Source organism: Polaribacter sp. M10 (assembly GCF_054968445.1).
Window position 1 is genome coordinate 336,696 of record NZ_JBSSBG010000002.1, and the last position, 24,695, is coordinate 361,390.

General features: G+C 31.5%; 14 protein-coding genes. 10 read left to right on the top strand and 4 right to left on the bottom strand.

The window, feature by feature from the left end; translation table 11 throughout:
* The first annotated feature begins 4 nt into the window (after positions 1-4).
* From ACWYN7_RS04145 to ACWYN7_RS04180, 8 genes are all read left to right on the top strand, one after another.
* Positions 5-1,567, top strand: coding sequence for a sulfatase family protein (locus tag ACWYN7_RS04145; protein WP_462858584.1), 1,563 nt, complete (start codon positions 5-7; stop codon positions 1,565-1,567).
* 4 nt (positions 1,568-1,571) lie between these two features.
* The gene (locus ACWYN7_RS04150; RefSeq protein WP_462858585.1) at positions 1,572-2,666 is read left to right on the top strand and encodes a mandelate racemase/muconate lactonizing enzyme family protein; all 1,095 of its coding nucleotides are present in this window, start codon (positions 1,572-1,574) and stop codon (positions 2,664-2,666) included.
* A gap of 29 nt (positions 2,667-2,695) precedes the next feature.
* Entirely contained in the window at positions 2,696-3,730 is a 1,035-nt protein-coding gene (locus tag ACWYN7_RS04155; protein WP_462858586.1) for an aldose epimerase family protein, read from the top strand.
* A 35-nt stretch (positions 3,731-3,765) separates the two neighbouring features.
* Entirely contained in the window at positions 3,766-4,770 is a 1,005-nt protein-coding gene (locus ACWYN7_RS04160) for an L-rhamnose/proton symporter RhaT (RefSeq protein ID WP_462858587.1), read from the top strand.
* Between the two features lie 6 nt (positions 4,771-4,776).
* The gene (locus ACWYN7_RS04165) at positions 4,777-5,958 is read left to right on the top strand and encodes a glycoside hydrolase family 117 protein (protein ID WP_462858588.1); all 1,182 of its coding nucleotides are present in this window, start codon (positions 4,777-4,779) and stop codon (positions 5,956-5,958) included.
* A 515-nt stretch (positions 5,959-6,473) separates the two neighbouring features.
* Positions 6,474-9,557: a SusC/RagA family TonB-linked outer membrane protein gene (locus ACWYN7_RS04170; protein ID WP_462858589.1), complete on the top strand. Its 3,084-nt coding sequence runs from the start codon at positions 6,474-6,476 to the stop codon at positions 9,555-9,557.
* Between the two features lie 57 nt (positions 9,558-9,614).
* Positions 9,615-11,393 (top strand): RagB/SusD family nutrient uptake outer membrane protein, encoded by a 1,779-nt coding sequence (locus ACWYN7_RS04175; RefSeq protein WP_462858590.1) that lies wholly within the window; start codon positions 9,615-9,617, stop codon positions 11,391-11,393.
* Between the two features lie 54 nt (positions 11,394-11,447).
* Entirely contained in the window at positions 11,448-13,049 is a 1,602-nt protein-coding gene (locus tag ACWYN7_RS04180) for a hypothetical protein (RefSeq protein WP_462858591.1), read from the top strand.
* Between the two features lie 633 nt (positions 13,050-13,682).
* Here ACWYN7_RS04180 and ACWYN7_RS04185 read toward each other — a convergent pair.
* The 4 genes from ACWYN7_RS04185 to ACWYN7_RS04200 all read right to left on the bottom strand — a co-directional run bounded on the left by ACWYN7_RS04185 (position 13,683) and on the right by ACWYN7_RS04200 (position 20,315).
* Positions 13,683-15,245, bottom strand: a complete 1,563-nt coding sequence (locus ACWYN7_RS04185) for an alpha-L-fucosidase (RefSeq protein WP_462858592.1) — start codon at positions 15,243-15,245, stop codon at positions 13,683-13,685.
* A 104-nt stretch (positions 15,246-15,349) separates the two neighbouring features.
* Positions 15,350-16,918, bottom strand: a complete 1,569-nt coding sequence (locus ACWYN7_RS04190) for a ThuA domain-containing protein (RefSeq protein ID WP_462858593.1) — start codon at positions 16,916-16,918, stop codon at positions 15,350-15,352.
* 11 nt (positions 16,919-16,929) lie between these two features.
* A complete protein-coding gene (locus ACWYN7_RS04195) occupies positions 16,930-19,131 on the bottom strand; it encodes a glycoside hydrolase family 3 C-terminal domain-containing protein (RefSeq protein WP_462858594.1) in 2,202 nt (733 codons plus the stop codon).
* Between the two features lie 158 nt (positions 19,132-19,289).
* Positions 19,290-20,315, bottom strand: coding sequence for a LacI family DNA-binding transcriptional regulator (locus tag ACWYN7_RS04200; protein WP_462858595.1), 1,026 nt, complete (start codon positions 20,313-20,315; stop codon positions 19,290-19,292).
* Between the two features lie 138 nt (positions 20,316-20,453).
* Here ACWYN7_RS04200 and ACWYN7_RS04205 point away from each other — a divergent pair, with 138 nt between their 5' ends.
* Positions 20,454-23,126 (top strand): TonB-dependent receptor domain-containing protein, encoded by a 2,673-nt coding sequence (locus ACWYN7_RS04205; protein ID WP_462858596.1) that lies wholly within the window; start codon positions 20,454-20,456, stop codon positions 23,124-23,126.
* 238 nt (positions 23,127-23,364) lie between these two features.
* Positions 23,365-24,669, top strand: coding sequence for an MGH1-like glycoside hydrolase domain-containing protein (locus ACWYN7_RS04210; protein ID WP_462858597.1), 1,305 nt, complete (start codon positions 23,365-23,367; stop codon positions 24,667-24,669).
* The last annotated feature ends 26 nt before the right edge of the window (positions 24,670-24,695 follow it).

The following is a 24,695-nucleotide window of genomic DNA, read 5'->3' on the forward strand; positions in this document are numbered from 1 at the left end:
GTGTATGTTTAAGTATGATAAATTTTTTGCCCTTGTTTTAATTATTTTTTTAGGATGTCAATCCAAAGAAAACAAGAAAGATATAGCTACAAATAATGTTGAAAAACCAAATGTTGTAGTGATTTACTTGGACGATTTGGGTTATGGAGATTTAAGCTCTTATGGAGCAAAAGCTTTTAAAACTCCTAACATTGATAATTTAGCCAAAAACGGAATTAAATTTACCAATGCTTATGCATCATCAGCAACTTGTACGCCAAGTAGATATGCGCTTTTAACAGGAGTATATCCTTGGCGTAATAAAAAAGCGAAAATTTTACCAGGTACAGCACCTTTGGTAATTTCTACAGCACAAGAAACGTTGCCAAAAATGCTAAAAAAAGCAGGTTATTCAACTGCTATAGTTGGCAAATGGCACTTAGGTTTAGGTACAGGAGTTGTAAATTGGAATTCACACATTTCTCCAGGACCAAATGAAGTTGGTTTTGATGAATCTTATATTATGGCAGCCACGCAAGATCGTGTGCCAACTGTTTATATTAAAAACGGAAATGTAGTGGGCTTAGATCCAAATGATCCTATAGAAATCAATTATCAACAAAATTTTGAAGGAGAACCAACAGGTAAAGACAATCCTGAATTGCTAAAAATGAAATGGCATCATGGTCATAACAGTAGCATTGTTAATGGTATTCCAAGAATTGGTTTTATGAAAGGTGGTGAAGCTGCAAAATGGATAGATGAAGATATGGCAGATCATTTTTTAGCAAAAGCTCAGGCTTATATTAAAAAACAATCCAAAGAAAAACCTTTCTTTTTGTACTATGCAATGCAACAACCACATGTGCCAAGAACTCCACATCCAAGATTTGTAGGAGCTTCTGGTTTAGGTCCAAGAGGAGATGTAATTGTAGAAGCAGATTGGGCTGTGGGTCAATTTATGAAAACCTTAAAAGAACAGGGTTTATTAGAAAATACAATTGTAATTCTTTCTAGTGATAATGGCCCAGTTTTAAATGATGGTTATTATGATGATGCTGTAGAAAAACTAGGAAATCACGACCCTAAAGGAGGATTAAGAGGAGGTAAATACAGTTTGTTTGAAGCAGGTACAAGAGTGCCTTTTATAGTGTCTTATCCAAAAGAAATTACACCAAAAACTTCTGATGCATTAATCAGTCAGATTGATGTTTTAGCTTCTTTAGCAAAATTGGTAGCAACAACACCATCTACAAAAACAGATAGTAAAGAATTGCTAGATGTATTGTTTGGTAAAAGTGATAAAGGTCGTGAAAACTTAATTTTAGAAGCTACTTCTAGAACCGCTTTTAGAAGTGGAGATTGGTTGTTAATTCCACCTTATAAAGGCTTGCCTTCTTTTAACAAAAATGTAGAAATAGAAACTGGTAATGCAGATGTTTTTCAATTGTATAATTTAAAAGATGATATAGCTCAAAAGAACAATTTAGCGGAAAAACACCCTGAAAAAGTGAAAGATTTATTTGATGCTTTTCTTAAAATAAGAGGAGCAGAATACAGTAAAACACAAAAATTAGAATTAAAATAATTGAATGAGCACAAAAATAGTTAAAGTAGACACCAAGTTATTTACAGTTCCTTTGCCAGAAGTAATGTCTGATGCAAAACATGGAGATCATTATCATTTTGAATTAGTAACTGTTACCATAACTTTAGAAGATGGTTCTGAAGGAACTGGTTATACATACACAGGTGGTAAAGGAGGTAATGCCATAAAAGCTATGGTAGAACACGATTTTACCAATGTTTTAATCGATAAAGATGGTGCTGATGTAGAAGGTATTTACGACTTTTTAGAATGGCATATACATTATGTGGGTCGTGGAGGAATTGCTTCTTTTGCTATTTCAGCTGTAGATATTGCACTTTGGGACATTCGCTGTAAAAAAGCAAATCAGCCTTTATGGAAAATGGCTGGTGGTGCAAATAATACTTGTAAAGCCTATTGTGGTGGAATCGATTTAATGTTTCCAATAGAAAAGTTGATAAATAACATGAAAGGTTATTTATCAAAAGGTTTTAATGCTGTAAAAATTAAAATTGGTAGAGAAAATTTACAAGAAGATTTAGATCGTATAAAAGCGGTAAGAGAATATATTGGGCCAGATGTAACATTTATGGTAGATGCAAACTACTCAATGACAGTAGAAAAAGCCATAAAAGCCATTGAAGGTTTTAAGCAATATGATATTACCTGGTTCGAAGAACCAATTATTCCTGATAATTATAAAGGTTTTGGAGAAATTGTAGATGCTACTGGTTTTCCTTTGGCAATGGGAGAGAATTTACACACCATTCACGAATTTGAATATGCCATGGAGCAATCTAAATTGTCTTTTGTACAGCCAGATGCTTCCAATTGTGGTGGAGTAACAGGTTGGTTAGCAGCTGCAAAATTGGCTGCAAAACATAATATTCCTGCTTGTTCTCATGGAATGCAAGAATTACATGTAAGCTTGGTATCATCTCAACCCAATTCAGGTTGGTTAGAAGTACATAGTTTTCCAATAGACGAATATACAACCAGACCTTTAGTGGTAGAAAATTATAGAGCTGTGGCTCCAGATTATCCAGGTGTAGGCGTAATTTTCGATTGGGAAAAATTAGCACCATATCAAGAGAAATAAAAAATCATCAAATTATAAAATGAAATAACATGCAAATAGAAGCTACAGATTTTGGAAGTTGCCAAGGAATAAAAGTGAAAGAATATTCCTTAAAAAACGAAAACGGAGTTGAAGTAAAAGTCACCAATTATGGTGCAACAATTACTACAATTAAAGTTCCTGATAGTAAAGGAAATATCCAAAATATTGCCTGTGGTTTTGATGCACTCGAAAGTTATTTTGATAAAACTTATTTAGAAAACTCACCTTATTTTGGAGGTACAATAGGTAGATATTGCTCGCAAATTAAAGATGCAAAGTTTACTTTAAATGGTAAAGAGTATAATTTAGAAAAAAATGCTGGAGAAAATAATTTGCATGGAGGTAAGGTAGGTTTCGATAAAAAAGTTTGGTCTGCAGAAATTATGGATAATGGCATCAAAATGTCTTTAGAAAGTAAACATTTAGAAGAAGGATTTCCTGGTAATGTAGAGGTTTCTGTAACTTTTACTTTAACAAATGATAACGAATTAAAGATAGATTACAGTGCCATTCCAGACCAAGACACACCATTGTCTTTAACAAATCATACGTATTTTAATTTAAATGCTTTTTCATCAACAGTAGAAAGTTTTACAGCCAAAGTAAACACTGTAAAAAGACACGAAATGGATGAAACTGGTGCAGCAACTGGCAAAATTTTAAATATTTCTGGTGCCGAAGATGATTTGTCAGAAGGTAAAATTATAGGTGATGTTCACAAAGCGTTAGGAGATGGTTTTGAGCACTTTTATGTGTTTGATAATCCTGAGTTTAAGCTACAAGAAGTAGCCAAAATTACTTCTGAAGAATCTGGTCGTTCTTTAACAGTTTTATCAACAGAACCTTGTATGCTTTTATATACAGGTAAATATACATCCGACGAAATAAAAAGAGAAAATGGCGAACAATATGGAAAATATAGAGGTTTTTGTTGCGAAACGCACAGATATCAAAATGGACCAAATATAGAAAACTCACCAAAATCGATTACCAAAGCTGGTGAAGAATTTAAAAGTACAACCATCTTTAAATTAGGATGGTAATAAACTAACTAAAATTAACTAAAAACTAAATAATTATGATTACAGGTGTTTTATTTGCAATTCTAGCAGGATTGTTACTAGGCTTATATGCTTTGCCAGAAAAGTTTACAAAAGATTATGAGTTCGAAAACACATGGAGTATGTTTTTTGCTATTAACACTTTTGTAGTTCCTAATATTGCAGCATTTTTACTAATAGATGGTTTTTCAGATGTATTAGGCGCCATTCCTAATGATGTCTTATTAGGAATGATTATTTCTAGTATAGCTTGGGGTATTGGAGCAATGATGTGGGGTAAAGCTATTAATTACATAGGGCTATCTTTAGGATTCTCAATTTTTATTGGAACTATTATTTTAGTAGGATCTTTAATTCCTTTCTTCGTTTCAGGTGTTCCTGCAACAAACGTTTTTCTAACTATTATTGCAGGTTTGTTAGTAGTGTTAGTTGGAGTTATGGCAAATGGTAGAGCCGGAATTATTCGCCAGAAAGATGAGGCAAATGAAGAAAAGAAAAGCGGTTCAATTTTTACTGGTATTTTAATTGCTGTTATTGGTGGTTTATTAGCAACAGGATTTAGTTTTGCAAATTCTTATGGTGCAGAAATTATAGACAAAGCGTCTCAAGCACAAGGAAATGCTTCTTGGAAAAGTGCAATTGCTGTAATGTACGTTATATATATGGCTGGTGGTGTTGCTATTGCAATCTATTTTGCTCAGCAGCTAACTTCAAAAAAATTATGGGGAAAATTCAAAACATCTCATTTAGGTAAAAACATAATGCTTACATCTGTAATGGGAGTATTCAATTTTGCTGCATCTGTTGTTTTTGCTTATGCTGCATTTAAATTGGGAGAACTTGGAGGGAGTATTGGTTATGCAATTTTTAATACAGCCTGTGTTGTAACTGCAATTGTAAGTGGTTTAATTACCAAAGAATGGGTAAAAGCTTCTAAAAAAGCGAAAAGCTTCTTGTATTTTGGATTAGTTTGTATGGTTGTAGGTATTGTAATTGTAGCTTATAGTAATAGTTTAAAATAATAGATAATGACAAGAGTTAGTCAATTAATACTACTGTGTTTGTTTTTTTCATTTTTTTCATGCGATAAACAAAGTAAATCTGATAGTAAAATTCAAAAAAAAGAAATAATAGTTTCTGATGAAGAACAAGATTATTTAGGGATTACCAATAAAGAGTATTTAAGCGCTGCTTCTAAAAGAGCTTTAAAATGGCCCAAAGATGCTACAAAAGATTGGTATTTTGAACACAAAATTTACGATTTAAAAGGAGATTTAGCCTACGAAGAAGGAGTTGTAAGAAGAGATCCAAGTGCTATTATTAAACATAATGGATTGTATTATGTGTGGTATTCTAAAAGTACAGGCAAAACTCAAGGTTTTTATGGTGATGTTGAAAAAGATAAGGTTTTTCCTTGGGATAGATGCGATATTTGGTACGCAACCTCAAAAGATGGTATAACTTGGAAAGAAGAAGGTGTAGCTGTAAAACGTGGAGAAAAAGGAAGTTATGATGATAGATCTGTATTTACAGTAGAAATTATGGAACACGAAGGGATGTACTACCTGTGTTATCAAACTGTAAAATCGCCATATAATAAAAGAGTAAAAAATCAAGTTGGTTTATCTTGGTCTAATTCACCAAACGGACCTTGGACCAAAAGTAAAGAGCCAATTTTGAGTCCTGCAGACAATGGAGAATGGTTAGGAGATGATTTGCAAGATCGAAGATCTGTAGTAAAAAAAGGAGATTTTGATAGTCATAAAGTACACGATCCTTGTATTTTACCTTTTAAAGGAAAATTCTACTTGTATTACAAAGGAGAGCAAATGGGAGAGCAATATACATTTGGTGGTCGTCAAATAAGACATGGAGTTGCAATTGCAGACAATCCTAAAGGACCATATATTAAATCAAAGTATAATCCTATTTCTAATAGTGGACACGAAATTTGTGTTTGGCCATATAATGGTGGTATAGCATCATTAATTACTACAGATGGGCCAGAAAGAAATACGGTACAATGGTCTCCTGATGGAATAAATTTCGAAATTAAAGGCGCTGTAAAAGATGCACCACATGCTATTGGTTTAAACAGAACTGCAGATACAGAAAAAGGACCAACAGAAATTTTACGTTGGGGTTTAACTCACGAATACAAAACTTGGAATTATCAATACATAAGAGGTTTTACCACGCATACCAAATAATATTTAATTTTTTTAGAAGCAAAAAGCATTAAAAAGCAATTAATATTACTTTCTTTTCTCATTTTTGTGAATTAATTAATCGATTATTTCTTTAATAGAAATCCTATTTAAAACTAATTTTGACATTTGCAGAATAGTTTTAAATAGGATTTTTATCGTTAATCTAGCTTCAATTTTAACTAAATTTTATAAATCTAAAAAGATGTTCATTGAAGTTTATTTCTTAAGTATTAAGTTTGTAAAATTAATCGTATTATGTGTTAAATTAACTCCTTTTTCTATGTGTTATACAAGTGATTTTCCGTTATTCATTGTAAGTCAAGCGTTTAAATTGAATTTAAAGTAAATGTTTTTATTTTAATGTCAATATGTTTTCCTAAATAGAACATTTAACGCCCTTAAAAAACAAGATAAATTCAATATTTGTTTGAATAAACCAAAAAATAAATAAAATGAAGATTAATTTACTTGAAAAAAAGAAATTCAAGGAATTGCGGTTAAAATCGATTCTTTTAATGTTTACATTTTTTATGAGTGTTAGTGCAATCTATGCTCAAAAAGTTACAGTACGTGGTGTTGTTACTGGAGGTGGTGAGCCATTGCCTGGAGCAACTATAAACATTAAAGGTACTAGAATAGGTACAATTACAGATTTTGATGGTAATTACATACTTGAAGTAGACAAAGGCAAAACATTAGTGTTCTCTTTTCTTGGATATGCTACAAAAGAAGTTGTAGTTGCAGATAAAACAACTTTAAATATTGTTTTATCAGAAGATGCTTCTACCTTAGATGAAATTGTAGTTGTTGGTTATGGAACTCAAAAGAAAAAGGAACTTACAGGAGCTGTTGTACAAATTAAGGCAGAAGAATTAATGAAAACTTCTACGTCAGATTTAAGTTCTGCACTTCAAGGTCAAATTGCAGGGGTAACTGTAGTTGCTAGTGATGGTGCTCCAGGTTCTGAAGCAAACGTTATGATTCGTGGGTTAACTTCTATTAATGGTTCTAATAGACCATTATATGTAGTAGACGGAATTCCTTTTGAAGGTGACCCTCAATTAAGTCCTAGTGAGGTAGAAAGTATAGATGTTCTTAAAGATGCAGCTTCTGCAGCAATTTATGGAACTCGTGGAGCAGCAGGTGTAATTTTAATTACAACTAAAAAAGGTAAAGAAGGTGTAATGAAAATTAATGTTAATGCTTATTATGGTGTACAAAACATTACTTCTGTAACTCATATTATGGATAGAGAAGATAAGTTATATTCTCATTTCTTACAATCTTGGTCTCAAAATGGAAACATTTATGGAAACACATGGCATAGTGCAGAAAACAATACATCTCAGTTAACAAATAATACAAATTTAATTGATTTTATACAGAATGATGCTGCACCAATTGAAAATTACAGTTTAAATCTTTCTGGAGGTAAAGCTGGTTTAACTTATAGCATTGTAGGAAATTTATTCTCTCAAGATGGTATGGTTTATAATTCTGGGTTTGATAGATTTAATGTTAGAACAAATGCTCAAATTAAAAAAGGAAAATGGAATATAAAGACTGGTCTTTCTTTTAGAGTTGAAGATAAACAAATAGCACCTTGGGGATTATTAAGAGAAGCTTATAGATACCAAGCTTTACAAATAGATCTTGAGGATAACTTAGAGTCTATTGCAGATGCTGGAGATGGAAGTTCAGGAGACAATTTATCTTATATGGGTAGAAGATTACTTCAGACTGATAATGAAGAAAAGCAATATTTTGATGGTAGGTTAGATGTAACTTATAGTTTTAATAAAAATTTAAGATTTACCTCAAGAATATCTTCAGGTTGGGAAAACACAACAAGAAGAACTATTAATCCTGAATTTGTTGCATATAATTGGGATGGTGATCCATTACCAGGAGATCAATCTAGAATTTACAATGCTAGCTCAACTTCGGTTAGGTTTTCATGGGAAAATATTATCAATTGGAAAAAATCTTTTGGAGATCATAATTTAAATTTTGTTGGAGTTTATTCTGCTGAGGAATATAGTTACACTTCATTTTTTGCACAAAAATTTGATATAAATAGTAACGATATTACAGTCTTAAACGGTGCAACAGGAGATTCTTTAGCAGGTTCAGGAACAGGTCAATGGGCGCAAGATAGAGAAAACTCACTTATTGGTATGTTAGCTCGTTTACAATATAATTATAAGGGAAAATATTTATTAAGTGCTAGTGTGCGTAGAGATGGTTCATCAAGATTTAAAAACCAACATTGGGGAGTTTTTCCTTCTTTTTCTGCTGGTTGGAATGTTTCAGACGAATACTTTTGGGAATCATTTAAAAATGTAGTGAATAGTTTTAAAATTAGAGCTAGTTATGGTACTACAGGTAACCAAGGTATTGCAGATTACTCATATGCACCAACAATTACTTTAGAAAACGATTATGTATTTGGAGCAGGAGATGATCAAAACTTAGTATTAGGTGCAACACAACAAGCATATGCAAATGAATTAGTTTCTTGGGAAACATCTGTTTCTAAAAATCTTGGTTTTGATTTATCATTTTTTAATAATAGATTAACCTTTTCTCAAGATATTTATACAACAAACAAAAGAGATATGTTATTCCCAGTATACTTACCTCCTACAGTAGGTGCAGGATCTGGAAGTGATGCTACTGTAGTTTTAAATGTTGGTGATATGCAGAATTATGGTGTTGAATATTCATTAAATTATAAGCATAGAGGAAATGTAAGATGGAATGCTGGTTTAAATTTCACTAAAAATAGTAATGAAATCACTAAAATGAGTGGTTCTAATAAAATCATTTACTTTAGTGATAGTAATGTAGCAGGTACACCTAATGATAGAGATTATGTTTCTGTATTGGCAGAAGGTTATGAAGGAGGAGCATTTTTCTTAATTAAAACAGACGGAATTATTAGAGAAGGAGAATTAGAAGCATATCTTGAAGAATTTCCAGGTAGTGGAGCAAAAGTAGGAGATTTAAGATTGGTAGATGCATTAACTGTAGATACTGATGGTGATGGAGTACCAGATGCAGGTGATGGAGTTATCGATATTAATGATAGACAATATGTTGGTAGTGGTACACCAGATTTTGAAATTGGTTTTAATGGGTCTGTTTCTTATAAAAACTTTGATCTTTCTGCACAAGTATATGGAGCATTTGGTGGAAAATTAATGAATGGTAGTAAAGCTTATGCTTACCAATATGGTAATCATCAAGATTTAATTTATCAGTATTCTGCTCAAAATCCAACTTCAAATATTCCAGTTTACAGAGGTGCTCAAACACATGATAACTTTAGAGGAAGAAATGATTTTTGGTTAGAAGATGGTACTTACGTAAGGTTACGTAACATAACATTAGGTTATAATTTCAAAAAAAGTCTATTAAACAAATTAAAATTGTCTAGATTAAGATTTTATGTTGCTGGGCAAAATTTAGTAACCTTAACAAAGTATACAGGGTACGACCCTGAGGTAGGAAACAACGGTTTAAGTACTAGAGGTATTGATAAAGGTACATATCCTGTAAGTTCTCAGATTAGAGCAGGTATACAACTAGGATTTTAATCTATATCCAATAATATGAAAGTAATAGATATAAAAATTCACACAAAACAATATAAAATGAAAAATATAAAAATAGGTAAACTAACTATAATAATGTTATTTCTTGTAGCATTGGTTGGTTGCTCAGAAGATTTTCTAGAAAAATCAAATCCCAATCAGTTATCTACAGATAGTTTTTGGAATACAGTAGACGATTTAAATGTTGGTCTAATTGCAACATATAAATCATTTAGTAGCGATAACAATTATATGTTATTAGACGAGTTAGTTAGAAGTGATCTTGCTTGGGGTACAGGTTGGCAAAGACCTTTTAATGTAAATGATCGTTATCTTCAAACTTTTAACGAAGCTTCAGCAGAAGCAGAAACCAAATGGTCTCAACTGTATACTACAATTTTTAGAGCAAACCAAGTTATAGAAGCTTCAGATAAACTAATAGGTACTTTAAGTAGTGAAGATGAAAAGGCAGAAGCTGTATTGGTAAAGGCTCAAGCAACTTTTATGAGAGGTTTTGCGTATTTTATTTTAAGCACAACATTTAATAACGGAGAAGTTGTTCTTTGGGATGTAGTGCCAGGTGGAGAACATGGTTTTTATAGAGGCGTAAGTACTGCACAAGAAATTAAAGATTTTTACAGAGCAGATTTAGAATATGCTAAAAACAGCTTACCAATTGCTTGGGAAGATCCTAAAGAAAAAGGTAGAATTACTGCAGGAGCTGCAGAAGCTGTTCTTGGACAATCTTATTTGGCTGATAACGATTTTTCTATTGCAGCAGTATATTTTAAAAACGTAATAGATAATTATGGATACTCATTAACAAGTAATATAGGTAGTAATTTTACTACTATGGATGAATTGAATGAAGAATCAATTCTAGAAATAGTACGTTCAACTGATTATAAAGGAGAATTAAACCAGTGGGACTGGAGAGATACTGGTGCATCATCAATTCAACAAAAATTAACTCCTATTGGTGGGTGGAATGGTGGTATTCCTGCAAACTGGTTAATTTTAGAATATAGAAATGAAGTTATAGATTATGCAGATCCAAGAAACAAAATAATTGCTGATGATGGTACAGAAAGTTTTAGAAAATTTAGTTTAAGAACTTCTTGGTCTGTTGCAATAGTAGATGATACATCATTGGGTTATTATGGAGAAGATACGCCTGTTGAGGCACATCATTTTCAAAATAAAATGTCATGTTATTGGAGAAAACATACCAATTGGGATTTAGGATTCGAAAGTGAAGCTGCAAGATCTCCTGGTAAAGTGAGAAGTGGTGTTAACCAACGTTTAATAAGACTAGCAGAGATCTATTTACAATATGCAGAATGTTTGATTGAAGCTGGTGATGTAGATGAAGCATTAGTATATATTAATAGGGTTAGAAGACGTTCAGGTGTTCAATTGTTAGGACTTAATGGTACTGGAGAATACCCATTAAATGACCATGATAATATAGCTTATGATGCAACCAGTTTAATGGAGCATTTAAGATATAAAGAATATCCATTAGAATTATCATGTGAAGGACATGGAGGAACAAGAAATGTTGATTTAAGAAGATGGGGAGTTAAAAAACAACGATTTGCAGAATTGGCAGCAAAAAGATATAAAGGAGATCATTACTATTGGACACAAGCAGATGGTACAGCAGGTCCTACACGTTGGGGTTCTATTGTTGTTGAATTGGCTCCTGGAGATCCTACAGTAGATGAATCTTGGAATGAATTTCAAGAAGCAGCTGTTAATTATAACGAAAGCCTACATGCTTACTGGAGATTACCTAATGGAGAAACAATTACAAACCCAGTACTTGGAGGTGAATAAAAATCTTTTAAGATTTATTTTAATTCAATTTTATAATTAAAAAATACGAAAAACATGAAAAATACATTAATATTAATCGCATTCATTAGTTTGCTTTTTACATCTTGTACAGATGATGAATATGAAGCGCCAAACTCATTTTCTGATGTTGGGTTTTATACTGGTGCAGGACAAAGTAGTATAATACAGTTAAATATTTACGATTATATGGCCTTCTTAGATTTATCTCAAGGATATACAGAACATAGTTGGACCATAGAAAAGGGTAATAATTTTTTAGAAGGACCTATTAATAGTAGAGAAACTTCTTTTGAAAAATATATTGTAAATGATGGTGACACCATAACAAATGAAAAATCAGCATTTGTATTATTTAATAATTCTGGTTTACAGAAAGTTAGATTACGAAATGTGTTTAATGATTCTGTAACTTTTAGAGGTTTCAATTATGAAAGAGGCGAATATACAATGGCATCAGTAAAAGAAGGTAATTCTTGGGTTATTGATACTACCTTTGTAGTCAAAGTATTTGATACTATTATTCCGCAAATTGAAGTGAAACAATTTGATGCTGTAGTAGATCATACCAGTACAGATACAATTTATGTTGAAGCTGGAGATAAAGTTCAATTTATAGACAAAACTACAATTGGAGAACCAACAGGAAGATTTTGGACTATTAACGCAAAAGAAGGAACACAAGAAGTAGTTGCTTCAAGTAGTGCAGAAGTTGCAGATATTGTCTTTAAAAAATTAGGGCATTTTACGGCTAAAATAACATCTAGTAGAACAGGACAAGATGTGCCTGGAGATTCAGAAGTTTATCAATTAACATCTCCATTTAAAGTAATTCCTTCTTCTCAACCATTTGTAATTGCAGGACAAATAATTGAAAAAGAAGATGAAACCATCCAAGTTCCGTTTAATGGTGAGTTCTCACCTTTCTTAAATAAGGAAAGTTTCTTTAAAGTTACTGTAAATGATGTAGATTTTAAAGTTGCATCTGTAACTATTAATTCTGATGACAGTACAATTTTAGATATTGTATTAGAGGATAAAATTTATAGACCAGATGTTATTAAAGTAAGTTTATTAGATGGCAGTGGAATAGAATCTACAGATACTAGAACACCAGTTTCATTTGCAGATGAAGTTGTAAAAATGCATGATGTAAATCTAATTTCACCTGACATTTCAGGTCTAGAAACTGGTATGGGATGGTCTGTTTGGAATGCAGCTCATGGTACACCTGAAAGATCAAATGAAAAAGCTGCATCAGGAAATTATAGTTTAAAATTAACTATGACACCGGGTATGGCATGGACAGCAGCTCAAGCAATATTGCCAGATGCACTTGCATTAGATGGTACTAAAACATATACTTTACGATATGAAATGTACATAGATGAATCAACTACTGTGCGTCCAGATGTAGGAGGTATGTTTTTAATTACCAATTGGGGATGGCAATTCTGGATGGATTATAAAGATGAAACTCAGCATCCTACAGGTCAATGGGTAACAAAAGAAATAGATTATAAGTCTGGGGCACCATTTACAAAATTCTATTTACGTTTTAGTTCTCAAGCAAATAACTCTAATGCAACAATATATTATGATAACTTCTATTTTGTTGAAAAAGAAGTAAGGCCATAATAATTTAATTTATTGATTATTAAAAATCCATTTGAATTTTACTTCAAATGGATTTTTTTGTGGATAAAAATCATCTCATCACAATCAAGTGTTTCAATATTGTAATTACAATTACGAAATTTTAATTTGTAAATGGTATTAGTTACAAGTATCATTTTGTTAAAGATTTCTATTTCTAGAATAATTACAAATTGTTATTAATGTAACACGGTATTATTGTCTTCATATGTTTTAAAGGATGCTACAAGTGTTTTAATTTACTTGATAAACATTTTGTTTATCAACTATAAATTATACGGAAATCAGTGCTGTAATCTTCTAAATTAGAAGTCTATTAAAATTGGTTTATGAAACCTTTTTTTGTTGTAACAAAATTAAAAAGGCTCAATCATATTTTTTTAAAAATATGATTGAGCCTTTTATTGTATTTAAAAGAATAAGTATATCTATTCGTTAAAATAGATATAGATTCCAATAACTATAGATAGATTCTTATGTATTTAAAATTCAATGCGTTATACTTACCTGATTTGTATAAGTAAGATCGAAAGGAACAGCTCTTGGTCTTAACTTTCCAATTATTAACTATTAAAATAAGAGAACCTAATTGAATAATTATATACACAATTCAGTTTATTTTTTAGGTATTATTTTAAAACAAAATGCATGCTCACCTACTTTTTTGGGTAGTTGAATAATTAAGTTTTCAGAGGTTCTGTTAAACTTTAAAACTCCTTTAATCCCTAGCATTTCTATAGTAGAAATTTCGTTCTTGTACAGTTCACTTCCTTTCTTTAACGATTTTATTTTTAGTTCGCCATTTTTTGGCCAATCTAAAACAGTAGCGTAAAGAATATTTCCTTTTGTTGTAAAACGAATGTCTCTTGATGTGTTGTCTGCATTTTTTTCTTCACTTAAATGTCCTTCAATAATTTCGGCATCACCTTCTCCATAAATTTCAAAGGTTCTAGTGCCATAAATAGCTTCTCCATTTACTGTTAACCATTGGCCCATTTCTAACAAACGCTCTTTTACAGGTTCAGGAATTGTACCATCTGCTCTTGGTGTAATATTTAATAAAACCGCGCCATTTTTACTAACCACATCCACTAAAAAATCGATTAAACGATTGGTAGATTTATACCTAGGATTGCTAATATGAGACCATGATTTCCAATCAATAGAATCATCAGTTAACCAAGGAAAAGGCTGTTTTTCTTTCATTCTAGAGCGTTCTAAATCTAAAACTGCAGTTCCTTTTGCAAAATCATAAAATTTATAAGTAGATACTACTTCTTGATTCTTTTTTTCTGCGTGATTATAATAATACTCTAAAAATTCCTTTCGATGTGCTTCACTAACCACATCCATTTTATTATCAAACCAAACCAAATCAGGATTGTATTTATCAACAATTTCTTTTAATCGGTTTAACCATTCGTCATTAAATTCTTTATCAGCAAGCGGATAATATCTTTCAACGCCTTCATCTATTTCATGAGGATTGTATGGATATTGAAAGTCGCCTTTTTTTACTTTTGGTCCATATAAACCTGCGTATTTTGGGTCTGAAGCATCTGTAGTTTTATCCCAAGTAGGAAACCATGCATATAACCACTGACGATGATAAGTAGCAATAAATTTCATCCCTCTTTTACGGATTTCTTTCGATAATTCGCCCATAACATCACGTTTTGGACCCATATTTTTGGCATTCCATTCTGTTAGTTCACTATCCCACATTGCAAAACCATCTGCGTGTTCAGAAACTGGACCCGCAAATTTTGCTCCTGCTTTTTCAAATAAATCTGCCCATTCTGCTGCATCAAATTTTTCTGCTTTAAACATGGGGATAAAATCTTTGTAGCCAAATTTATCTAAAGAACCATAAGTTTCTGTGTGATGTTTGTTAAACTTGCTCGCTTTTCCATTTCTGGCTTCTGGGTTGTCTTTGTGCACATACATCCAATGTGCATACCATTCGTTTTCATATTCAGGTACAGAATATGGCCCCCAGTGACAATAAATACCAAATTTTGCATCTAAAAACCACTCAGGTGTTTCGTGTTGTTTTAAAGACTCCCAATCTGCAGTGTATTTTGGGGTAGATTTTACGGTTTCTTTTTTACTGGTTTTGCAAGATGTTACCAAGCAAGAAACTATAATTATTAATAGTATTTTTTTTATGAAATTCATATTTAAATTGTTTAGTTTGTAACTAAAATCACTCTAAAAATCAATAGTTTATGATGACTTTTATCATAAAGAAAAAGATGAAATAGTTATTATTTACGATGCAATTACAGGTTTTTAAATTCTGATGGAAATTTAGAAATAGGCCTGATTTTTATGTTTTTATAATACACTTCTGCTGCTTCAGATTGTATTTGAATTTTTCCTTTGTCTATGGCTATTGTTCTATCACCAATATTATATTTTGCATTTTTAACTCGGTTTACAACATGACCATTTACTAAGTGAATACTTTCATTCCCTAAACAATAAATTTCTAAAGTATTCCATTCTCCATTTGCTTTTTCGTGTAAAGTAGATTTACTAGCTTGTTCTGCTTTAAAATTTTTACCCCATTTTAAAGGAGTTAGCTCACCTTTTGGATGGTACACAAAATATTTTTTACCATTTTCTCGCGTTTTTTCTTCAACAGGAGTATCACCATAAACATTACCTAAAGCAATATAATCGCCACAATCATCTTCTTGTACTTGGTATTCTAAACTGGCCATCCAAACATTCCAAAAAGCACCATGAACACCTTGTGCATGATATAGAATTCCACTATCTCTTTTATCCTTTAAACGAGGAGCCCATTTTTTTTCTCCCCATTTAAATTGTGTTGTAAAATGATAATTTCCATATTCGTTTTTGGTAGTTAATCCACCATAGATTTCACCAGTAATTTTTAAAACATTTTCGCCATTTTCTTTAATTACAGAAAACACTTTTTTAGGATCATTATTTAAACCCATTGGTTTTCCTTTTCTAACATCTTTAGATTTCTCAAAATCAATGTCTACAGTAGGATGAACAGCACCCATCCAAACATCCCATTTAGATAAATTTACATCTATTAAATTTTCGCCATTTTCATCAATTTTAACATTGGTTTTATCCATAGACCAAAGAATTCCTTCTTTTAAATGCGTTAAAAAATCTTGATTTTGGTAAGATTTAATAGTGTGACCCATTCCTGTATAAAAAATACGACCACCTTCATAATGATGATACCAAGCAATAGCATGTTTTGTTCCCATTTGTTTACCAGAATAAGAACTTTCATCTAATTCTAAAAGTACATTTACATGTTTAGCAACCGGTTTTTTAAAGTTATACCATTCATCAAAATGCTCAAAAGAATTACCATAATGAGCAATTGCTGGATGATTATTTTCTTTGTGAACAATAAGCTTAGCTTTTTGTTGCTTTGGATGCGATTGAAATTGAGCGCCAATCATTTCTGAATAAAAAGGCCATTTAAATTCTGTATCACTTGCAGCGTGAATTCCCACAAAACCTCCACCTTTATTAATATATTCTTCGAAGGCTTTTTCTTGTTCAGTGTTTAAAACATCACCAGTAGTATTTAAAAAAATGATGCTTTTATATTTTTTTAAATTCTGATAATTAAATTGTAAACTATCTTCTGTAGCTTCTACTAAAAAATCATTTTCTATACCTAATTTTTTAATGGCTGCTATTCCAGAAGGTATAGATTTATGTCTCCAGCCATTTGTTTTAGAGAAAATTAAAACCTTATTTTTTTCTTTTTTTACAACTTTAATTTCTTGATTTGCCTTACAACTTGTTATAATTATAGAAACTGCTAAAACAGCAAATAGTATTTTTTTCATATGATTGATTTTTAAAAGTTGATGGTTGTTTTAATGGCTTTTGAACTCCCTAAATCTTCACTTCTTTTTGATGGTAATGCTCCATTTACATAAAGTTGATAAGTTCCTTTTCGAATTACTTTATTTCCATTTTCATTAAATTGATGAAAGCTATCTTTTGATAAATTAAAAGTGATTTCTTTAGATTCACCAGCTTTTAAAAATACTCTTTTGAAAGCTTTTAAATCGTAAATTGGATCTTTTTTGCCTGCTAATGGAGAGCTAATGTACAGTTGTACAACTTCTTCAGCATCAGTTTCACCTTTATTTTGTAAGGTAACTGTGGTTTTATAATCATCATTTATTTGTAAATCTTTGTATTCGAAATTTGTGTAGGTTAAGCCAAATCCGAAAGGAAATAAAGGCTCTTCTTTCATATATTTATAAGTTCTGCCTTTCATATTATAATCTTCATAAGCAGGCAATTGATCTACAGATTTAGGAAAAGTAATTGGGAGTTTTCCTGAAGGAGAAACATCACCAAAAATAACATCAGCAACAGCTGTACCACCTTCTTCACCTGGATACCAAACAAATAAAACTGCATCTACCAAATCGTATAACTCAGGAATTGCAATTGGGCTACCACCTGTTAACACCAAAACAATCGGTTTTTTGGTTTTGCTTCTAATTTTTTTGATGTATTTAATTTGATTTTCTGGTAGTTTAATTCCTGTTCTATCTCCTTTTTCACTAGAAGCAATTGCTTCTCCTTCTTCGCCTTCTAAAAGAGCAGAAATTCCCATAACAGCAATACAAACATCAGAGGCACCAGCTTCTCCTGTAGACCAATCTATAGGGTTTACATTTTCTCTAAAAGGCAATACTCCAGATTTATAATTGATACTAGTTCCAGGACTTACTTTGCCAACAATACCGTCTAAAATAGTTTGGGTATTGCTTGTTAATCCATAGTAATTCCCTAATAAAACTTCTTCGTTAGAAGCATTTGGACCAACAACATACAAAGTTCTAATATCCTTTTTTAAAGGTAAAATGTTGTTCTTGTTTTTTAGTAAAACAATCGATTTTTGTGCAGCTTCTAGCGCAATTTTTCTGTGTTTTTTAGAATCTACAACCTCTGCAGTAATTTTATCATACGGATTTGCTCCTATAGGATCGAACATGCCTAATTTAAAACGTGTTAAGAGGTTTTCTTTTAATCTTGTATCTAATAATTCTAATGTAATTAAACCTTGATCTAACGCACTTTTTAAAACTTTATATACATTACCACAGTTAATATTGGTACCACTTTTTAAAGCCAAAGCCGCAGATTCTTCTGGAGTTTGAGTTACTTTATGAAACCTATGAAAATCTGCAATTGCACCACAATCTGAAACAATATAACCTTTAAACCCCCAATTATCTCTTAAAATATCTTGCAATAAATACGGGCTACCACAACAAGGAGCGCCTAAAGTTCTGTTGTATGCGCCCATTACTCCTTCTACATTTCCTTCTTTTACCAAAGCTTCAAAAGCAGGTAAATACGTTTCGAATAAATCTTTTTTATTAACAACCGCATTAAAACTGTGTCTAAATTCTTCAGGACCACTATGCACTGCATAATGTTTTGCGCAAGCTGCTGCTTTTATATAATTAGGATCATCACCTTGTAAACCTTTTACAAAAGAAACCCCAATTTTACTGGTTAAAAACGGATCTTCTCCATACGTTTCTTGTCCACGACCCCATCTTGGATCTCTAAAAATATTAACGTTTGGAGACCAAAAAGTTAAGCCAGCATATCTGCTCCTGTTATCAATTTTAATAGCTTCATTATATTTTGCTCTAGCTTCATCAGAAATTGCAGTTCCTACTTTAAGAATTAAATCCGGATCAAAAGTAGCACCTAAACCAATGGCTTGAGGAAAAACTGTGGCTCTTCCATTTCTTGCAACTCCGTGCAAAGCTTCATTCCACCAATTGTATTCAGGAATTCCTAAACGTTCTATTGGAGGGCAAACATCTAACATTTGAGAAATTTTTTCTTCTAATGTCATTGCTTCAATAAGTTTATTTACTCTTTCATCAATAGTAATATAGGTGTTGCTCCATGCAAATTTTGGTTTTTCAGGTATGTTTTTACCAGAGTTTTTTACAACTTCTTTTTTACAATTAATAAAAAAGCTAAAAATTATGACTGTTAAGAAAAGATATGTTTTTTTCATTTTTAAAGTTGATTTTAAACTTTAAAGGTGGACTTTTAATTTGATATGTAGTAATACAAATGGTTTAATTAAGAGCACTAATTCGTATTCTTAATTCTATCTCATTTTGTTCAGGTATTTTGATTAATTGTCTAGTAAATTATAAGAAAAACATGCTTTTATAGAGATACTAAAGTAGAGTCTCTAATAATTAAATTGGTTTTTATTTCTACGGTTTTACTAGATAAATTTTCTTTGGGTTCTTCTATTTCTTTGATGAGGTATTTTACAGCCATTTCTCCAATTCTATTTCCTGGCTGATCTATAGTGGTAAGTCCTGGTTCAACAATTGTAGAACTTAAAGAGTTGCTAAAACCGATAACGGCTACCTCTTCAGGAATTTTAAAGTTAAACTTTTTTAAGGTTTGTATTGCGCCAATTGCAGCTGCATCAGTAATAGAAAAAATAGCATCTGGCTTTTCTTTTAGCGTAATTAATTGGCTAGTTAGTCTTCTGCCTTTTTTTAAAGAAATATCATGTGTACTTAAAATTAACTTTTCATCTACAGGAATATGGTTTGTTTTTAAAGCTCTTAAATACCCTTGAAAACGCTTTTCAGAATTGTAAGATTGTTCAAATTCTTTAAGAATAGCAATTCTTTTTTTTCCGATATTAATGAGGTGTTCTACAGCATTAAAAGCTGCTTCTTCTCCATTAATTATAATTTGTGTACAAGGAACTTTACTAGAAACTTTATCGAACAGAATTAATGGTTTTTGATGCAATGCATATAAAATAGGTTCTACATTTACTGTGTGTTTGGTTAAAGACATTAAGATGCCATCTACACCAAATTGTAACATGGTGTGTAACATTTCTTTTTCTTTATTTACATCATTATTAGATTCAGAAATAATAACTCGATATCCTTTAGTTTCTGCTTGTAGTAGTATTTCTTTAAGTATAGACGATGTAAAATAAGATAGAATATTGGGTACAATTACACCAATAATGTTAGTTCTGTGTTGCCTAAATCCCTTTGCAAAAATATTGGGCATATAGTTTAATTTCTTTGCTAGGTTTTTTACTTTTTTAGAAGTTTCTTCGCTAATATCTGGATGATTATTTAACGCTCTAGAAACTGTCGATGTTGAAACCTCAAGCAGTTGTGCAATTTTTTTTAGAGTGGTAACTTCTTTTTTCATGAAAATTAGAATTAATTTCATAAAAGTAAATAAAACAAACGTTCCCGCAAACGTTTGCATTATTTTTTCGTAATAAAATGACAAATAAACAATGCATTTGTCAATAAATTTACTTCATAATTAACTAAATCATAAAAAATGAAAGAAATATTACTAACATTAATTTGCATTGTAGGCTTTTCTGCAACTTATGGGCAAACAGTAGTTAAAGGAACTGTAAAAGACACTTCTGGTAACCCAATACCAAGTGCAAGTGTTCTAATTAAAGGGACAACTTCTGGTGGATCTTCTGATTTTGACGGAAATTTTAATTTTACAACCACAAGCACTGGTTCACAGACTATCCAAGTATCCTATATAGGATATAAAACCTTTGAAAAAGCGATTAATTTAACGGGTTCATCTTTAACTATAAACGTTGTTTTAGAAGAAGGTGGTGCTCAATTAGACGAAGTAGTTTTAACAGCTTCTGCTACATTTAGGTCTCAAAAAGAAACGCCAATGTCTATCAGTTCTGTAAAACAAAAAGAAATTACCAAACTTTCTGCGAATTCGCAGGCAGATATCATTAGAAGTATTCCAGGTATTACTGCAGAAGGTGGTGGAGGTGAAACAGCATCTAACGTTTTTGTTAGAGGTTTGCCTTCTGGAGGTCAGTATGTATTTAATCCTTTACAATATGATGGAATGCCGTTAATGAGTACTTTCGGATTAAACTCTTCTGCACACGATGTGTATGCAAGACCAGATGTTGGTTTTAAAGGAGTTGAATTTGTAAGGGGTGGAGCCGCTGTTTTATATGGTGCTGGTTCTGTTGCAGGTATTATTAACTACACAAGTAAAACAGGTGATTCTAATGATGAAAACCTAATAAATGTAGAATGGGCAGATAAAGGTAGATTAAAAACGGATTTCTATACAGGAGGTAAATTAGGTGGCGAAGATTCTAATACTTATTACGCTTTTACAGGTTTTGTAAGAAAAGATGATGGGCCAATAGAAACAGGAATGCCAACAAAAGGAGTGCAGTTTAGAGCTAACATTAAAAAGAAGTTTGAAAATGGTTCTTTTACCATTCACGGACAGTTGATTAATGATAATGCACAATTCTTTATGCCTTTACCTTTAGATGGTAACAGAAATAGAATTGCTGGTAATGATGGCGAAGCTGTTTCTCAATTATTATCGGGTCAGTTAGCAAATACTTCTTTTTTAACTGCTGGTGGTGCTTACGAAAGTCCGATTGAAGATGGAGTTTTTACTCAGGGTGGATATGTAATGGGAGATTTTAATTATAATTTTGCTGATGATTTAAAATTTAAATCAAAAGTAAAATACGCAAACTATAAGCACAATTTTGCATTGTATATTGGTGGTAATGGAACTTATAACAACCCATTAACTTTAGGAGATTACATCAACAATGTGGCTCCAGGAAATTTAGGATATGATGCTCAATATCAAGGAGGAATAGGTACAATAAATTCAAATGATTTAGTTGTAGAAAACTTACACGTAGATCGTTTAAGACCTATGACAGATTATTCTGGTGAAGCATCTTTAACAAAAACAATAGAAACAGACGCAGGGAGTCATAACATTACTGCAGGTGTTTATTTAGCTAGAACAGAAGCAGAAGATGTAAATTATCAATACAGAGTTTTATCAGAATTTAATAATAATCCACGTTTGGTAAATTTAAGTTTTGTAGACGCAAGTGGTAATAATGTAACGTATTCTGAAGGTGGTTTGTACAACAGAATTGGTATGACATCTAACAATTTTTTATCACAAACTAAAACTGCATTTTATTTAACAGATGAAATGGTTTTTGACAAATGGCGTTTTGATGCTGGTATAAGAATAGAAAGTACAAAAGGTACTTTTAGCAAAGGTAATGTGGTAAGTAGTACAGTATATGATGATGCAAATCTATCATCAGATTTAGCAAATGTACAATTTGCAGATGGTAGTTTTGTTAGAGCAGATGTAGAAGCTTCTGATTGGGCAATCTCTTTAGCTGCATTGCATAATTTAACAGATAATGTAAATTTATATGCTAACTTTTCTAGAGGATTTTTCTTTCCGCAAATAAGAGGTTTTGCACCAGTTGCTGGGATACCAAATACCAACTACGATTCAGAAAAAATTACGCAATTTGAGGTTGGTGCTAAATTAGGTACAGAAAAATTATCGGGTTCTTTAGCAGCTTATTATGTTAGTTTAAAAGACAGAATTAAAATTACACAAGGTTTTGTAAGTGGAGCTTTAGTAGATTTAACAAGATCAGAACAAAGTACAGCTACTTTAGGTTTAGAGGCAAATTGGTCTTATAAATTATCGAATAATTTAGATTTTAGAGGTACAGCAACGTATCAAGATCATGAAATTACCAAAAATACAGATGAAGATTTGGTAAATGGAGGATCATCTGAAGTAAATGTAGGAAACGAATTGGCAAGACAACCGAACTTTTTAACAAGCTTAGGTTTGCATTATGACAATAGTAATTTCGATGGTCAGTTTACCTTAAATCATACAGGAAGTAAATTTACAGCAGATAACAATAATGTAGAGTTAGAGGCTATAAATATCTTTAGAATAGGAGCAGGTTATACATTTCAATTAAATAAAGCAGAAGAACGTAATGAAAACTTAAGAATTGGTTTTTCTGTATTTAATTTATTCGACGACTCTGGAGTTACAGAAGGAGATCCAAGAAATGTAAATCAAGCAGGAGATGCAGAGTTTTTCTTTGGTAGACCAATTTTACCAAGAAGAATGTTTTTAACGGCAACTTTCAATTTTTAGTTCCCCAGTTTCTTTAATAATTATCAGATTTCTCACTACTTGATGTAGGTATTAAGTAGTGAGATTTTTAATCTTAATATATATTAAAAAAATTGCAAATTTTATAAAAAGAAGTTCATTACAATCCCAATCAATTTTTAATTAATAGTAGTTTATTATTTATAGTTTTCTCACTACTTAATGTAGTATTAAGTAGTGAGTTTTAATTCAAAAAATTCAAATCAATACAATTTAGAGAATGAAAGATTTACAAGAAAAAGCAATAGAAATTTTAAATAACAACTGGAAAGGGAATTTTAGTATTCCTTGTGCCAATTTATATCCTTTTCAGTGGAAATGGGATTCTGGTTTTATTGCCATTGGTTTTGCACATTTTAACATGCAAAATGCAGAAAAAGAAATAGAAACGTTGTTAGATGCTCAATGGGAAAACGGATTTATCCCACACATTGTGTTTCATACAGAAAACGATAGTTATTTTCCAGGAGCCAGTTTTCATAGATCAGATTTGCATCCTTTGGCATCAAAAAAATACAAATCTACAGGTATGACACAGCCACCTGTAACTGGTTTTGTGCTAGAAGAGATGTATAAAATTAGTAAGGATAAATCGCAAACGCTAAAGTATTTAGAAACTGTAATTGATAAAGTGTATTTTAATCATGAGTATTTTTACAATCACAGAGATCCAAAAAATGAAGGTTTAGTTTATATTTATCATAATTGGGAATCTGGTACAGACAATTCTCCTATTTGGGATGATATTTGGGCAACAATGAATCCGCCAAATTATACTTTTGAAAGAAGAGATACAACTCACGTAGATGCATCAGAAAGACCAACAAAAAGAGAATACGATCATTATTTACACATTATAGAAATTGCAAAAGAGCATCATTATAGTGATGAAAAAATAGCAGAATTATCGCCGTTTTTAGTGCAAGATCCCTTGTTTAATGCAATGTTGATAAAATCGAACGAAAGTTTAATTCAATTGTATCAAGAAATTGGAGGTAATACTGATAAAATTGATCAACTAAAAAATTGGCAAGCACAAAGTATAAAATCATTTAACGAAAAATTATATGATGACGAATTAGGAGCTTACATTCACTACGATTTAAGAAACGAAAAGCCTTTAAGATATTTATCATCATCGTCTTTTGCGCCATTATTTGCAAATATTCCATCGCAAGAAAGAGCAGATAAAATGGTAAAAGTGATGTTAGAAAAATTTGGAGGAGAACATCAATATTTATGTGCTTCTTTCGATCCTGATAGCGATCGTTTTAATCCTAAAAAATATTGGAGAGGTCCTGTTTGGATCAACCTAAATTGGATGCTTTTCTACGGATTAAAAAATTACGATTACAATGCTATTTCAGAACGAGTAAAACAAGATTCAATAGATTTAATTGCTAAAAATGGATTTTACGAATATTTCGATTCTAGAAAAGAAATGCATACTAATGGTAAAGCTGGTTATGGTGGAGGAGATTTTTCGTGGAGTGCAGCTTTGCTGTTAGATATGTTAAATAATTAAATTATACTTTTAACAATGCACAAAAT